Source organism: Pseudomonas fitomaticsae, assembly GCF_021018765.1.
GTDB classification, from domain to species: domain Bacteria; phylum Pseudomonadota; class Gammaproteobacteria; order Pseudomonadales; family Pseudomonadaceae; genus Aquipseudomonas; species Aquipseudomonas fitomaticsae.
Genome location: NZ_CP075567.1, coordinates 5,459,343 through 5,474,096 on the forward strand (window position 1 = coordinate 5,459,343; position 14,754 = coordinate 5,474,096).

Genomic DNA, 14,754 nt, shown 5'->3' on the forward strand with positions numbered 1-14,754 from the left:
TCGAATCAAAAACTGTCATTTCTGACAGTTAGATTGCAAGCCTGAAAAACATACAGTTGCTCGAAGCGGCCAACCATGGTGGTTTGTCGCACCATCGAGACATTCAGCATGAGTAACCCAACTCCCAAGTCCGCCGGAACCTTCAGCCTGGCCATTGATAACAACAAACCTGTCGACTTCCAACACGTCTCTGCGTTCGAAGAATCGGACCACACCAGAATCACGGGAGAACGGGAAGAATGGGAACAACAAGTCAAACGCATGGAATTCCATCTCGCGAAATCCATCACCAGCGGCCGCTATGACTTGAATTCGCCGGAAGTGAAGTTCGTGGAAGCCGTATCGGACTGGGTCAATACCAAGTACCTGGTGAAATCACTGACCCTTGATATCAATGCGGATCACACGAACCGCCACATTGTTGGTCAGTATCAATTCAAGGCAGATGAAATTGACTCCCAAGGTTCCGGTATCGGCATCACGGGTAATGGAGATTTCAATATCCACTACTCCTGAGTACACCTGTCCACGGTTTATCAGACAACCCGCGCATCTGCGCGCCAGTTTGGCTAAAATGCCGGCCTTTTCATCGATACCGCCGGAACCGCCGTGAGCAAAGAACCCGATCGCATTTTCGCCCAGCCGATGGCCCAGGTGCCTGACTTCGCCTTCAACGAAGACGTGGTGCGGGTGTTCCCGGACATGATCAAGCGTTCGGTGCCGGGTTACCCGACCATCGTCGAGAACCTTGGCGTGCTTGCGGCGCAGTTCGCTCAGCCAAACAGCGTGCTCTATGACTTGGGCGCCTCGCTGGGTGCCGTGACCCAGGCCCTGCGGCGCCATGTGCGCACCGACGGTTGCCGGGTGATCGCGGTGGATAACTCGACGGCGATGGTCGAGCGCTGCCGCGAGTACCTCAACGGTCAGGATTCGATGTTCCAGGAGTTGCTGCCGGTCGAGGTGATCGAAGGCGACATCCTCGCCCTCGATTTCAAACCGGCCTCGGTGGTGGCGCTGAACTTCACCCTGCAATTCATCGCACCGGATCAGCGCACGGCGCTGCTATCGCGCATCCGCCAATCGTTGCTGCCGGGCGGGGCGCTGATTCTGTCGGAAAAGCTGCGCTTCAACGATGCCGAAGAACACGCGCTGCTGACCGATCTGCACGTCGCGTTCAAACGCGCCAACGGCTACAGCGAACTGGAAATCGCCCAGAAGCGCAGCGCCATCGAAAACGTCATGAAGCCCGATAGCCTCGAAGAACACCGCGAGCGCCTGCTGGCCGCCGGGTTCTCGAAAGTCGTGCCGTGGTTCCAGTGTCTTAACTTTGCCTCGTTGATTGCCTTGCCATGATTGATCTGTCCCCCCTCGCCCGCCGTCTGGCCGGCACGCCGCTGGCCGAATGGGCCAACACCCTGCAAGTGCAGCTCGACAAGAAAATGGAGAAAGGTCACGGCGATCTGGAGCGCTGGCAAAGTGCGCTGGACGCCTTGCCGAAGATCCAGCCGACCGAAGTCGACCTGCTCGACGGCCTGAAACTCGACACCGATTGCGACGACGAAACCCGCGCACAAATGCGCACCGCACTGATGGGCCTGTCGCCGTGGCGCAAAGGGCCGTTCGATCTGTTCGGCGTGCACGTCGACACCGAGTGGCGCTCGGACTGGAAGTGGTCGCGGGTCTCGCCGCATCTGGATCTGAAGGGCAAACGCATCCTCGATGTCGGTTGCGGCAACGGCTACTACATGTGGCGCATGCTCGGTGCCGGCGCCGACAGCGTGATCGGCGTCGATCCGAACTGGCTGTTCTTCTGCCAATTCCAGGCGGTGCAACGTTTTCTGTCAGAGCCGAATGCCTGGCACCTGCCGTTCCCGTTCGAAGACCTGCCGCCGAACCTGGAGGGTTTCGACACGGTGTTTTCCATGGGTGTGTTCTATCACCGCCGCTCGCCGATCGAGCATTTGCTGGCGCTGAAGGATTGCCTGGTGAAGGGTGGCGAACTGGTGCTGGAGACGCTGGTGGTCGAAGGTGACAAGCATCAGGTGTTGGTGCCAGAAGACCGTTATGCGCAGATGCGTAATGTGTGGTTTTTGCCGTCGGTGCCGGCGCTGGAATTGTGGCTGCGTCGTGCGGGTTTCACGGATGTGAAATGCGTGGATGTGAGCACCACCACCGTTGACGAACAGCGTGGGACCGAGTGGATGAAGTATCAGTCGTTGAGTGATTTCCTTGATCCGGAAGATCACAGCAAGACGATTGAAGGGTTGCCGGCGCCGATGCGGGCGGTGATTGTCGCGAAGAAGTAACGATCTTCCAGACACTGCAAAAAACTGTGGGAGCTGGCTTGCCAGCGATAACGGTGGATCAGTCGACATCAATGCTTGATGTGCCGACGCCATCGCTGGCAAGCCAGCTCCCACAGGGTTTGATGTTGTTCTTCAGTCTGCGGGTTTTGCCCGCCGTGCTCGGAAAAACTCAGTCAACACCGCCCCACACTCCTCCGCCAACACCCCACCTTCATACAACACTCGATGGTTGAGAAAGCCCTGAGTGAAGAACTGCCCCTGACTCTGCACAATCCCGGCCTTGGGCTCCAGCGCGCCATACACCACGCGGGCAATCCGCGAGTGCACGATCAACCCGGCGCACATACTGCACGGTTCCAGAGTCACGTAGAGCGTGCTACCCGGCAGGCGATAGTTGCTCACAGCCTGAGCAGCGGCGCGGATCGCGACCATTTCCGCATGAGCACTCGGGTCGCTGGTGCTGATCGGGCAGTTGAAACCACGGCCGATGATCTCGCCATCCTGCACCAGCACCGCACCCACCGGCACTTCGCCGAGGGCCGCGCCTTGTGCCGCCAGCTCCAGCGCCTCGCGCATGAAATCGCGATCACGGCTGCGGTCGATGATCGCCGCGGGGCGAATCTGGCGCATTACTTCACCTCGATGGCGGCCATCAGGCCGGTTTCCATGTGGTCGATCACGTGGCAGTGGAACATCCACACCCCCGGGTTATCCGCCACCAGCGCCACTTGCGCGCGCTCGTTCTTGCCCAGCAGGTAGGTGTCGGTGAAATACGGCACGACCTTGTGCCGGTTCGAAGCAATCACCTTGAAGCTCATGCCGTGCAGGTGGATCGGGTGCTGGTACTGGGTCATGTTCTTCAGTTCGAAAATATAGCTCTGACCGAGTTTCAGGCTGGCGATCGGCCGGTCGGCGCAGGTCTTGTCGGTGATGTCCCAGGCTTTGCCGTTGATCTGCCACAGGCTCGGCGGCTTGCCGTTGTCGACATTCACCGACACCGAACCGACCCATTCGAAATTGAAGTTGAGTTTCTCGGCATTGGCCAGGTCAGGCTCGGCCACCGGGTTGGCCGGAAGTGCCTTCGGCCAGTCGGTCGGCGCGTCATTGTTGGCCACCGAACGTAAAGTACCGAGGCGAACCGGGCCGTTGCGCAGCGACAGTTCTTCACCGGCCGGCGGTGCCTTGATCGCCAGGCAGATGCGCATGCCCGGGCCAAGCCAGTATTCCTTGCCCAAGGGGCGCGGCTCGACCGGGTTGCCGTCCAGCGCATAGATCTGCGCTTCGACGCCGGGAATGTTGATGCGATAGGTCAGGGTGTTGTCGAGGTTGAGCAGGCGCACGCGGGTGATCTGCCCCGCCGGCAACTCGATCACCGGCGAAGGCACACCGTTGATGGTCGACAGCCGCCCCGCCGTACCGCCACGGGCCGCTTCGCGCGGGATGCTGAACTCGACGAAGTTGCCCTCGTCGTCGATGTGCCAGTTCTTCAGGCTCAGGGTCTTTTCGTACTTGAACCCGGTCGGCTCGCGCTCCTCGACAATCAACGGCCCGACCAGCCCGCGACCGAGCTCTTCGCTGCTGCTGACGTGCGGGTGATACCAGTAGCTGCCAGCATCCGGCACACGGAATTTGTAATCGAAGTATTCGCCCGGCAGCACCGGCAATTGCGAAACGTACGGCACGCCGTCCATCTCCAGCGGCAGGCGAATGCCGTGCCAGTGAATGGTGGTCGCGACCGGCAGATGGTTGATGAAACGCACCCGCAGCCACTCGCCCTGACGCACGCGCAACTCGGTGCCCGGCGCCGACGGCCCGAACGCCCAGGCTTCGGTCTTGTGCCCTGGCACCAGCTCGACATCCAGCGGCGCGGCGATCAGCTCGTAGTCATGCCCCGCATCGGCATCAGCCATCTTGCCCAGCCAGTAACGCGACGCGCCCCCCGCTCCCACGCCAACGACAACAAGACCGGCCAGGCCACCGAGGATTTGGCGACGGGTAAAGGACATGAACTCAACTACCTCACGTATCTGCGGCGGGCCCGCAGACCCGTAAAGGGCGAATACGATACACCTGCAAATGAGAAAGAAACAGCAAAGTGGCCGTGACTACGGGCCGCAGGGGCATCACTTCACTCCACTCGCGAAGCAGCTTGTTACTGTTGAAAACACAGCGGCCTGACAAAAAGCGAAAACCTTCCGTAGAATGCCGGCGTGGCTATGGAACACCTTCCTTCTAAACCCTATGAACTAGGGGTTCCGCTCTCCACACCGCGCCTGCTCCCAGCAGGCGTTTTCATATCGGCTGTAGACATGACGCTGCAGCTCGCTCACGACGGCGACCCAGGGAGAAAATCAAGCATGAATCAGGAGCTGTTCCTGCGTCGCCGCAGTAAAGTTCACGTCCCGATGGGCACCGGTGGTGCCACGCGCGCTCAGGTCGCGTCGGTTGTCCGGGAAATCGCGGCGTTCCGCTGTGTACTGTCAGAGCCTCTGATTGAACAAATCGGCCTGTTGTCGGCGACAGAACTCAAATCCTGGTTGCGTGACATTGTCAGAGTGCTTCGGCGCAGGAGTGGCGCTCATGTGCACCACCGGCCGTTTTACCCTGACTTTCCAGAGCAGGTTCTGACGGCCTCGGAGGCCGAGCTGTACCTCAACGCCGTCATGCATTACCACACGCTTCGACGTTTACCCGCGACTGAAGAATCTCGACCTCCACTGCTTGAAGGCAACTTCATTTCCTGGGTTATCGAACCGGGAAGCATCCCTGAGTTCGAGTCACTGCTTGAGCCTCTGGTTTCATCACGCACCTCGCTCTCCGAGGAGGAAGCGGCCGACGTCATCTGGTTTATCCGCGAGTACAAAAGTGATGTGTTCCGTCTGCTGCCTGAGGTCGTCCCGTTCCGGGAGATCCGGGCACAGGTTGGCGGCGCACTGATCCGGTATGTAGCCGGCGATACTCGGATAGATACATTCCTGGAGCAAAACGTCGAAACGGCGACTGACGTGCTACGACTGGCGATCGCGCTGCATGGAGGAGACGTGTCACTGGCGACCGCTACGACACGTTTCAAAGCGATGAAGCGTTCGATGCGCCGTCTGCTGTTGAGTCTGCTTGATCCAATACCCAACGCTACAGAAGACGTGATGCGGCAAGCCGAGCGATGGAAACGCCTGGCTGAAGTGCTTCATCCGGGCGATTACGCCGATAAATACCCAAGAGCGCTGGCCGCCATCACCGCAGCGCGTCGCAACGAAGCGCCCGCCTCATTTGGTTCACGTGTCGAAACGCTGTTCGCCCAGCGTGATATTGCCGAGCTTGTGTCCGTGCTCCAGAGTCGTCCCGGTGAGTTCGCACGACGGCTGGACGCGACCCTGCGGCGCGCGACGGAACCAGAGCCGGTTCTCGATGCGTTCGAGGCTGTTGCGGCACAAGTTGCCTCGCCTGTCCTGCTGCAGTTGCTGGCCCAGTCACGTGCGCCGCGCCCCCTGCCACTTCGGGCGTTCACACCGAAAGGTTCATTTGCCAAAGTCTATGGCATCAAGGATGACCGAGAGCTTCTCGCACCCGAGGTGCTGGCTCGTGCAGCGCGAATCTGCGAGAACGCTCTGGTAACGCGGTTTGCGACACTACCGCCATTGGGTCGCTGTTACATCGATCCAGAATTACACGAATACAGGGTACCGCTGGCACAACGCTCTTCTTCGAAATCGCTGCGTACACTGGTGCGGGGCAGCCGATTGCCGATGCCTGATACACGTTTCATTCGTCTGTTCCTGTGGTGGAAAAACGGCCGTTCACGCACAGACATCGATTTGTCCGCCGCATTTTTCGATGCCAACTTCGTGTTCAGAGAAACGGTTGCGTACTACAACCTGAGAGATTACGGCGGCTGTCACAGCGGCGACATCGTCGACGCACCCGAAGGGGCTTCGGAGTTCATCGACCTCGACCTTGATGTCCTCGTCGAGAAAGGTATCCGTTATGTCGTCACCTCCATCAACTCGTACACCCAGCAACCGTACTGCGATCTTCCAGAATGCTTCGCTGGCTGGATGGCCCGCACCGATACGGCATCGGGAGAAGTATTCGAGCCGCGAACAGTGTTCGATCGTATCGATATCGCATCCGACACAGAGATCTGCCTGCCCTTTGTGATGGACTTGCAGGAGCGGCGCGTGATCTGGGCCGACCTGGGATTGACCTCAGCTCCCCGGTGGAACAATGTCGGGAACAACCTCAGCGGGATTTCGTTGATGCTACGGGCTTTGGTACATACACCACGGCCTGATCTGGAGACATTGTTCGATTTGCACGTACGAGCACGAGGCGAACGAGTGGCCTCGCCGCAGCAGGCACAAGCGGTGTTCGCACCTGATCACGGAATAACGCCGTTCGATACGGATTTGATTCGGTCACAGTTCCTCTAATACCTGCGCCCGCCTCCGCACTTTCCGCCAAAAACAAAAATGCCAGTCAGATTAACTGACTGGCATTTTTTATAACCCCTTTTGCGCCTCTGCGAATCCAACCTTGAATGCTAGAGGGCGCGACGCGGGATCACTCCCACTCAATGGTTGCAGGCGGCTTGCTCGATACGTCGTAAGTGACGCGGGAGATGCCTTCGATTTCATTGATGATGCGGCCGGAGACGGTTTCCAGCAGTTCGTAAGGCAGGTGTGCCCAACGTGCGGTCATGAAGTCGATGGTTTCCACGGCACGCAGGGCCACGACCCAGGCGTAACGGCGGCCGTCGCCGACCACGCCAACCGATTTCACTGGCTGGAACACTACGAAGGCCTGGCTGACCTTGTGGTACCAGTCGGCCTTGCGCAGTTCTTCGATGAAGATGTGGTCGGCGCGACGCAGCAGGTCGGCGTATTCCTTCTTCACTTCGCCGAGGATCCGCACGCCCAGGCCCGGGCCCGGGAACGGGTGACGGTAGACCATGTCGTACGGCAGGCCCAGTTCCAGGCCCAGACGACGGACTTCGTCCTTGAACAGTTCGCGCAGTGGCTCGACCAGTTTCAGGTTCATCTCTTCCGGCAGGCCGCCCACGTTGTGGTGCGACTTGATGACGTGGGCCTTGCCGCTTTTCGCGCCAGCCGACTCGATCACGTCCGGGTAGATGGTGCCCTGAGCCAGGTACTTGATGTTGTCCAGCTTGCAGGATTCGGCATCGAACACGTCGATGAAGGTGCGGCCGATGATCTTGCGCTTCTTCTCTGGATCGGCTTCGCCGGCCAGGTTGTTCAGGAACTGGTCTTCAGCGTTGGCGCGGATCACCTTGACGCCCATGTTCTCGGCGAACATGGCCATCACCTGCTCGCCTTCGTGCAGACGCAGCAGGCCGTTGTCGACGAAGACGCAGGTCAGTTGATCACCGATGGCCTTGTGCAGCAGCGCCGCAACCACCGAGGAATCCACACCGCCGGACAGACCCAGCAGCACGTTGTCGGTACCGACCTGTGCGCGAATGTTGGCGATGGCGTCTTCGGCGATCTTCGACGGAGTCCACAGGGCTTCACAGCCGCAGATGTCGAGAACGAAACGCGACAGGATGCGACCGCCCTGCTTGGTGTGGGTCACTTCCGGGTGGAACTGCACGCCGTAGTAAGCACGCTCGTCGTTGAACATGCCGGCGATCGGGCAGCTCGGAGTGCTGGCCAGGATGTGGAAATCGCTTGGCATTTTGGTGACCTTGTCACCGTGGCTCATCCACACGTCGAGGCCGAACAGGCCGTCGGCGTCGATGTGGTCTTCGATGCCGTCGAGCAGGCGGCTCTTGCCCACCACGTCAACGCGGGCATAACCGAACTCACGCAGTTCGGAGCCTTCAACCTTGCCGCCCAGTTGTTCGGCCATGGTCTGCATGCCGTAGCAGATACCGAAGACCGGTACGCCCAGGTCGAACACCGCTTGCGGGCAGCGCGGGCTGTTGGCTTCGTGCACGGACTCGGGACCGCCGGCGAGGATCACGCCTTTTGGCGCAAATTCGCGGATCGCATCTTCGTCCATGTCGAACGGGTGCAGTTCGCAGTACACACCGATCTCGCGCACGCGGCGGGCGATCAGTTGGGTGTATTGCGAACCGAAGTCGAGGATCAGGATGCGGTGAGCGTGAATGTCGAGGGCCATGATTCAGTCTCGTCTAAGTAATTCAGAAACAGTCTTGATTCAGAAACGACTCGGGGCTGAATAAAACAGCCCCGGTCATTTAACGTTTTGCTTGAAGCCTCAACCTACGCGGTAGTTTGGCGCTTCCTTGGTGATCTGCACGTCGTGGACGTGGGATTCGGCCATGCCGGCACCGGTGATCCGCACGAACTCAGGCTTGGTGCGCATTTCTTCGATGTTGGCGCTGCCGGTGTAACCCATCGAGGAACGCAGACCGCCCATCAACTGGTGAATGATCGCGCTCAGGGTGCCCTTGTAAGGAACACGGCCTTCGATACCTTCCGGAACGAGTTTCTCGGCGCCTGCCGAGGAGTCCTGGAAGTAACGGTCGGAGGAGCCTTGAGCCTGGGACATGGCGCCCAGCGAACCCATGCCGCGATAAGCCTTGTACGAACGGCCCTGGAACAGTTCGATCTCGCCCGGTGCTTCTTCGGTACCGGCGAACATCGAGCCCATCATCACGCAGGACGCACCGGCCACGATGGCCTTGGACAGGTCACCGGAGAAACGGATGCCGCCGTCGGCGATCAACGGAACGCCGGTGCCTTCGAGGGCAGCGGCAACGTTGGCGATGGCACTGATTTGCGGAACGCCGACACCGGCGACGATGCGGGTGGTGCAGATCGAGCCTGGGCCGATACCGACCTTGACCGCGTCGGCGCCAGCTTCGGCCAGGGCCTTGGCGGCTGCGCCGGTGGCGATGTTGCCGCCGATCACCTGCACTTCAGGGAAATTCTCTTTGACCCAGCGAACGCGGTCGATCACGCCTTTGGAGTGACCGTGTGCGGTGTCGACCACCACCACGTCCACACCGGCATTGACCAGAGCGGCAACGCGGTCGCCGGTGTCTTTACCGGTACCGACCGCAGCGCCGACGCGCAGACGACCCTGGTCGTCCTTGCTGGCCAGCGGGTAGGCCTTGGCTTTTTCGATGTCTTTGACGGTCATCATGCCTTTGAGGGCAAACTTGTCGTCGACGATCAGGACCTTTTCCAGGCGGTGCTTGTGCAGCAGCTCGCGGACTTCGTTCTTGTCGGCGCCTTCGCGAACAGTGACCAGACGCTCTTTGGGCGTCATCACTTCACGAACGGTGGCTTCCAGACGGCTTTCGAAACGCACGTCACGGGAAGTGACGATGCCGACCAGGTCGCCATCGTGCAGCACCGGTACACCGGAAATGTTGTGCATGCGGGTCAGTTCGAACAGATCACGAACCGTGGCGTCAGCCTCGATGGTGATCGGGTCCTTGACCACACCGGCTTCGAACTTCTTGACCTTGCGAACTTCGGCAGCTTGCTGCTCGATGGTCATGTTCTTGTGGATAATGCCGATGCCACCTTCCTGAGCCATGGCAATTGCCAGACGGGCTTCGGTGACGGTGTCCATGGCGGCAGAAACCAGAGGAATGTTCAGCTCGATGCCACGGGTAAGGCGGGTCTTCAGACTGACTTCGTTAGGAAGCACCTCGGAATAACCGGGCACTAGGAGAATGTCGTCGAAGGTCAGAGCTTCTTGGCTGATACGCAGCATCGCGGGGGCTCCCGAGCGGGAAAATGGAAGCGCGCCATTATACTCAGACACCCTACCGGGCTCAATGTAAAACTTGTCTTATATCAATGTTGCTGATGTACGGGAAAAACGCCCCTTACAACTCGACCTTGACCCAGCTCACCGGTTGATCCAGCCAGTCGGCGAATTCGTCGATGAAACTCTGCTTGAAGCCCGCCTCCAGCCAGTTGTTGAAGATGAAACCGAGGTTGGAAAAACCGCATTCCTGCAAATACAGAAAACCGTTGATGTCGTCTTCATGCCCGCATTCAGGACAGGTGAAGTTGTCGGTGCGGCCCGGCATCCAGTCTTCCAGGCTTTCGAACAGCGCTTCGCCGATTTCCTGACGGCATTCGGCGCACCCGGCTTCTTCGAGAAAACCCTTGGCCGGGGTGTAGATGCAGCGCTTGGTGATGACTTCCAGCCCATTGATCGGCTCACCGAACGGCAGCGCCTCGGGGTGCAGCACCACCGCGCGTGCACCATCGGCGATGGCGTAGGCCATGCGATTGCCGGTACGTCCGCAGGTGCTCAGCTCTTCCTTGACGATGTTCTTGCGCACCAGCCAGCGCAGGATCGCCCGGGCCCGGGGTTCGTGCACCGGCAGGTTGGAGATTTTCGGGACGATGATGCTTTGGGAGTTCATGGTGCAAGCCTGCTGCGTCAAAGGATGTTCTGCGACGAACGCGGCCGGCAGCTTAATCCCTGACAAAATCCGGTCAAGTGCTTAAATAGCGGCCGATCAGCGCAATCCCGCTCACCAGCACCAGCCAGGTCACCAACCGCACGAAGGCCTCGCGGGACAGGCGCATGGTCAACCGCCGCCCGACCCACAAGCCCAGCGCCATGGCCGGCAACAGGCACAGCGCAAGCATCAACAAGGGTAGCTCGGCATACACCCCGGCGATGGCGAACAGGCTCAAACGCACCACCGTGCTGCAACTGATCAGCGCACTTTGCGTGGCCCGCGCCGCGTCTTTTGGCAGTCGACTGTTGAGGTAGATCGCATAAAGAAAGCCGCCACTGCCGAACAACGCGCCGAACAGCCCGCCCACGGTGCCCATCGGCAACGCCCACCCGGCAGACAACTGCGCCGGCCGCGCCTTGATCCACAAGCTGTAGATCGCATAGGCACTGATGAACAGCCCCATCAACAGCAGCAAAAGATCGGACTTGAGGTTGAGGAGAAAAATCACCCCTAGCGTGCAACCGACCGCCATGCACGGCAGCAGCCGCAGCAGTTCCGGTTTCGCCACATCCCGCCGCGAAGGCAGCAAATTGCCAAACGCCGCGACGAAATCCAGCAGCACCAGCAACGGGACGATTTTCGACAGCGGCATGAACAGAATCAGGATCGGCCCCGCCACCAGCGCCGTGCCGAAACCTGCAATCCCGAACACGATGTAGGCCAGCGCGATGGCCAGCCCGATCACCACCCAGCCCTGCGCGCCCCACGACCATTCGCTCAACAACCCCGCCACACTCATTCACTCGCTTCCTTTATAAGCCTGCGATGACTTTAGCCAGCGCCGAGGGTTGCGACTAATATCATCGAAACCGCCAAGCTATCTCGAAAAGGCATGCCTCGTGCTTTCAACCCGTCAATTGCGCTACTTCGTGGAAATCGCCGAGAGCGGCAGCTTCAGTGCCGCAGCCGAGCGCCTGTTCATTGCTCAATCGGCATTGAGCCGGCAGATCAAGGACATGGAAACCCGCCTGCAAACGCCGCTGTTCGAACGCACCGCGCGCCAGCCCCGGCTCACCGCCGCTGGCGAAGCGTTCCTGCCCCGAGCGAGAAACCTGCTGAATGAACTGAACAAGGCCAGCACTCTGGCCACGGAAATCGGCCAGGGCCAGCGCGGTACTTTGCGCGTGTGTCACTCAAGTACCGTGCCGATCAGTGGCCGGCTGTTGCGCGACATGAGCGCATATCTGAAGCAGCAGCCCGGCGTTTCGCTGGACATCGGCACGCTCTCCTCGGAGGCACAACTTGAAGAACTGGCCGAGGGCCGTCTCGATATCGGCCTTCTGCGCCTGCCAGTGCTGCGCCAGCGCGAGGGCGTTCAGGTTGTACCGCTCTATACCGAACGCTTGCTGCTTGCCGTGCCGGCGGATCATCGACTGGCATTGGCGGAGGCAGTCGATCTGGCGCAATTGAAGGACGAAGCATTCATCTCCATCCCGCACCCACAGCGCGGCGGGTTGAGTTATTTGTGCGCCGACCTGTGCATGCGTCACGGCTTCTTCCCCCTGGCTGCACGGGTGATGTCACGCAAGACCACGCAATTGCAGTTGATCCAGGCCGGATTCGGCATCGCGCTACTGCCGGAATCGATGCAGGACATCGCGCCCGCCGGTGTGAGATTTCTGCCGCTGACCGGCGATTGCCAGAGCACTGTCGCCCTCGCATCTCGGCAAAATCCCACACCTTTGGTGCAACACTTCCTCCAGACATTCACCGGCGAATGCCTTTAAACTGCGCCCCATGATTAAAGATCCCTTTGCAAGACTCGGCCTCGACCGCGAAGTCCTGACCGTCAGCCAGCTCAACGGCCGTGCGCGGGTGTTGCTCGAAGACGTGTTCAGCAACATCTGGGTCGAAGGCGAAATTTCCAACCTCGCCCGCCCGGCTTCCGGCCACGTGTATTTCACGCTCAAGGACAGCGGCGCGCAGGTGCGTTGCGCGCTGTTCCGGCAGAATGCTGCGCGGGTGCGTCAGGCGCTGAAGGATGGACTGGCGGTCAAGGTGCGCGGCAAGGTCTCGCTGTTCGAAGGGCGTGGCGACTATCAGCTGATCCTCGACACCGTGGAGCCGGCCGGTGACGGTGCGCTGCGTCTGGCCTTCGATGCGTTAAAGGAAAAGCTCAGCGCCGAAGGCCTGTTCAGCGCCGAGCGCAAGGTGCCGCTGCCGGCGCACCCGCAGCGCATCGGCATCATCAGTTCACCGACCGGCGCGGTGATTCGCGACATTATCAGCGTGTTCCGCCGCCGTGCGCCGCAGGTGCAACTGACGCTGATCCCCACTGCCGTTCAGGGCCGCGAAGCCACCGCGCAGATCGTCCGCGCCCTGAAACTGGCGGACGCCCGGGGCTTCGACGCGCTGATTCTTGCCCGTGGCGGCGGCTCGCTGGAAGATCTCTGGTGCTTCAACGAAGAAGCCGTGGCCCGGGCGGTGGATGCCTGCGTGACGCCGATCGTCAGCGCGGTCGGCCATGAAACCGATGTGTCGATCAGTGACTTCGTGGCGGACGTGCGCGCACCGACGCCGTCCGCCGCTGCTGAACTGCTTGCCCCGGATTCCAGCCACCTGATCCGGCAGGTCGAAAGCCTGCATCGCCGGCTGGTGATGCGCATGCGTGACCGACTGATGCGCGATCGCCTGCGCCTTGAAGGCATGACCCGCCGGTTGCGCCATCCCGGCGAGCGTCTGCGCCAGCAGGCACAGCGTCTGGATGATCTGGACATGCGTATGCGCCGAGCGTTCGAGCGCCAGCTCAATACCCGTCGCGAACGTCTGATCCGCCTGGAAACCCGCCTCGCCGGGCAGCATCCGGGACGCCAGCTGGCCCTGTTGCGCCAACGCATCGACAGCCTCGCCGAGCGCCTGCCACGCGCCATGAACGAAGGCCTGAAACGCCGTCGCCTGCAGTTGCAAAGCCAGATGCAGACCCTGCACGTGGTGAGTCCGCTGGCGACTCTCGGCCGTGGCTACAGCATTCTGCTGGATGAACGCGGCAACGCGATCCGCAACGCCGCGCAGACCCACACCGGCCAGCGCCTCAAAGCCAGGCTGGGCGAAGGCGAACTGCAAGTGCGCGTCGAGGACAATCACCTGACGCCCGTCACCCTTTCTTTACTGGACTGATCCATGCCGCGTTTTCTCGCTCCGCTGCTGTTGCTGTGCCTGACCTTCAACGCCCACGCCGACAGTTACATCACCCGCCAGCTGAACAAGCCAGTGCCGGGCGGCGTGGCTGTTGTCGACCTGGGGACCGCTGCGCAATCGCCGAAAGCCACGTATCAGGGCAAACCGGTGCTGGTGGTCAAGGAACAGAACAACTGGCTGGCGATTGTCGGCGTTCCGCTGACCGTCAAGCCCGGCGTTCAGCAGATCAGCAGTGGCGGCCGTAACCTCAATTTCAATGTCGGCAACAAGAAATACCCGGAACAGCACATCACCCTGAAGAACACCCAGCAGGTCAACCCGAACCCGGCGAATCTGAAGCGCATCGAGGGCGAACTGGCCGAACAGATCAAGGCCTACCGCAGTTTCAGCCCGAATACCCCGAGCAACCTGTTGCTGGACAAACCGGTCAACGGACCTCTGTCGAGCAAGTTTGGCGTGCGCCGCTTCTTCAACGGTGAAGAGCGCAATCCGCACGCAGGTCTGGATTTCGCGGTGCCGGCCGGCACACCGATCAAGACCCCGGCGGCGGGCAAGGTAATCCTGATCGGCAACTACTTCTTCAATGGCAACACGGTGTTCGTCGACCACGGCCAGGGCTTCATCAGCATGTTTTGCCATATGTCGAAGATTGATGTGCAGAACGGCCAGCAACTGGCGCGCGGTGCGGTGGTGGGCAAGGTGGGCGCTACAGGTCGGGCGACCGGGCCGCACATGCACTGGAACGTCAGCCTGAACGATGCGCGGGTCGATCCGGCGATTTTCATTGGTGCTTTCCAGCCTTGATTCAAGGCTGAAGTCCGTCCAGCAGGGATTGCG

13 protein-coding genes are annotated in these 14,754 nt (G+C 60.4%); 7 read left to right on the forward strand and 6 right to left on the reverse strand.

All coding sequences use genetic code 11. The annotated features are described in order from the left end of the window. Positions 1–108: 108 nt before the first annotated feature. The 3 genes from KJY40_RS24600 to cmoB all read left to right on the forward strand — a co-directional run bounded on the left by KJY40_RS24600 (position 109) and on the right by cmoB (position 2,306). Entirely contained in the window at positions 109–516 is a 408-nt protein-coding gene (locus KJY40_RS24600; RefSeq protein WP_230733327.1) for a hypothetical protein, read from the forward strand. 129 nt (positions 517–645) lie between these two features. Further along, positions 646–1,353 carry a carboxy-S-adenosyl-L-methionine synthase CmoA gene (gene cmoA, locus KJY40_RS24605; RefSeq protein ID WP_230737755.1) on the forward strand — a complete coding sequence of 236 codons (708 nt, stop codon included), beginning with the start codon at positions 646–648 and terminating at the stop codon, positions 1,351–1,353. Then, positions 1,350–2,306, forward strand: a complete 957-nt coding sequence (cmoB, locus tag KJY40_RS24610; RefSeq protein ID WP_230733330.1) for a tRNA 5-methoxyuridine(34)/uridine 5-oxyacetic acid(34) synthase CmoB — start codon at positions 1,350–1,352, stop codon at positions 2,304–2,306. Before cmoA ends, cmoB begins: the two co-directional genes overlap by 4 nt. Positions 2,307–2,438: 132 nt before the next feature. On the opposite strand, the gene tadA is transcribed toward cmoB, so the two are convergent. Then, a complete protein-coding gene (gene tadA / locus KJY40_RS24615) occupies positions 2,439–2,936 on the reverse strand; it encodes a tRNA adenosine(34) deaminase TadA (protein WP_039765748.1) in 498 nt (165 codons plus the stop codon). Next, entirely contained in the window at positions 2,936–4,312 is a 1,377-nt protein-coding gene (locus KJY40_RS24620; protein WP_230733332.1) for a multicopper oxidase family protein, read from the reverse strand. Before KJY40_RS24620 ends, tadA begins: the two co-directional genes overlap by 1 nt. 351 nt (positions 4,313–4,663) lie before the next feature. Between KJY40_RS24620 and KJY40_RS24625 the strand changes: the two genes are divergently transcribed. Beyond that, complete coding sequence (locus tag KJY40_RS24625) at positions 4,664–6,736, forward strand: TerD family protein (RefSeq protein WP_230733333.1); 2,073 nt, start codon at positions 4,664–4,666, stop codon at positions 6,734–6,736. 130 nt (positions 6,737–6,866) lie between these two features. Here the strand turns inward: KJY40_RS24625 and guaA are convergent, their stop codons facing one another. From guaA to KJY40_RS24645, 4 genes are all read right to left on the reverse strand, one after another. Further along, entirely contained in the window at positions 6,867–8,444 is a 1,578-nt protein-coding gene (guaA, locus tag KJY40_RS24630; RefSeq protein WP_011335797.1) for a glutamine-hydrolyzing GMP synthase, read from the reverse strand. Positions 8,445–8,543: 99 nt separating this feature from the next. Next, positions 8,544–10,013: an IMP dehydrogenase gene (guaB, locus tag KJY40_RS24635; protein WP_085734111.1), complete on the reverse strand. Its 1,470-nt coding sequence runs from the start codon at positions 10,011–10,013 to the stop codon at positions 8,544–8,546. A gap of 115 nt (positions 10,014–10,128) precedes the next feature. Then, the gene (locus KJY40_RS24640; protein ID WP_011335799.1) at positions 10,129–10,677 is read right to left on the reverse strand and encodes a hypothetical protein; all 549 of its coding nucleotides are present in this window, start codon (positions 10,675–10,677) and stop codon (positions 10,129–10,131) included. Between the two features lie 73 nt (positions 10,678–10,750). Next, positions 10,751–11,518, reverse strand: a complete 768-nt coding sequence (locus KJY40_RS24645) for a sulfite exporter TauE/SafE family protein (protein WP_230733335.1) — start codon at positions 11,516–11,518, stop codon at positions 10,751–10,753. A 100-nt stretch (positions 11,519–11,618) separates the two neighbouring features. Here KJY40_RS24645 and KJY40_RS24650 point away from each other — a divergent pair, with 100 nt between their 5' ends. Genes KJY40_RS24650 through KJY40_RS24660 form a run of 3 tightly spaced genes read left to right on the forward strand, consistent with a single transcriptional unit; the run spans position 11,619 to position 14,721 of the window. Next, on the forward strand, positions 11,619–12,506 hold the full coding sequence (locus tag KJY40_RS24650; RefSeq protein ID WP_230733337.1) for a LysR family transcriptional regulator: 888 nt from the start codon (positions 11,619–11,621) through the stop codon (positions 12,504–12,506). A 10-nt stretch (positions 12,507–12,516) separates the two neighbouring features. Next, on the forward strand, positions 12,517–13,896 hold the full coding sequence (xseA, locus tag KJY40_RS24655) for an exodeoxyribonuclease VII large subunit (protein WP_230733339.1): 1,380 nt from the start codon (positions 12,517–12,519) through the stop codon (positions 13,894–13,896). 3 nt (positions 13,897–13,899) lie between these two features. Then, positions 13,900–14,721, forward strand: a complete 822-nt coding sequence (locus tag KJY40_RS24660; RefSeq protein WP_230733341.1) for a peptidoglycan DD-metalloendopeptidase family protein — start codon at positions 13,900–13,902, stop codon at positions 14,719–14,721. Positions 14,722–14,754: the final 33 nt, after the last annotated feature.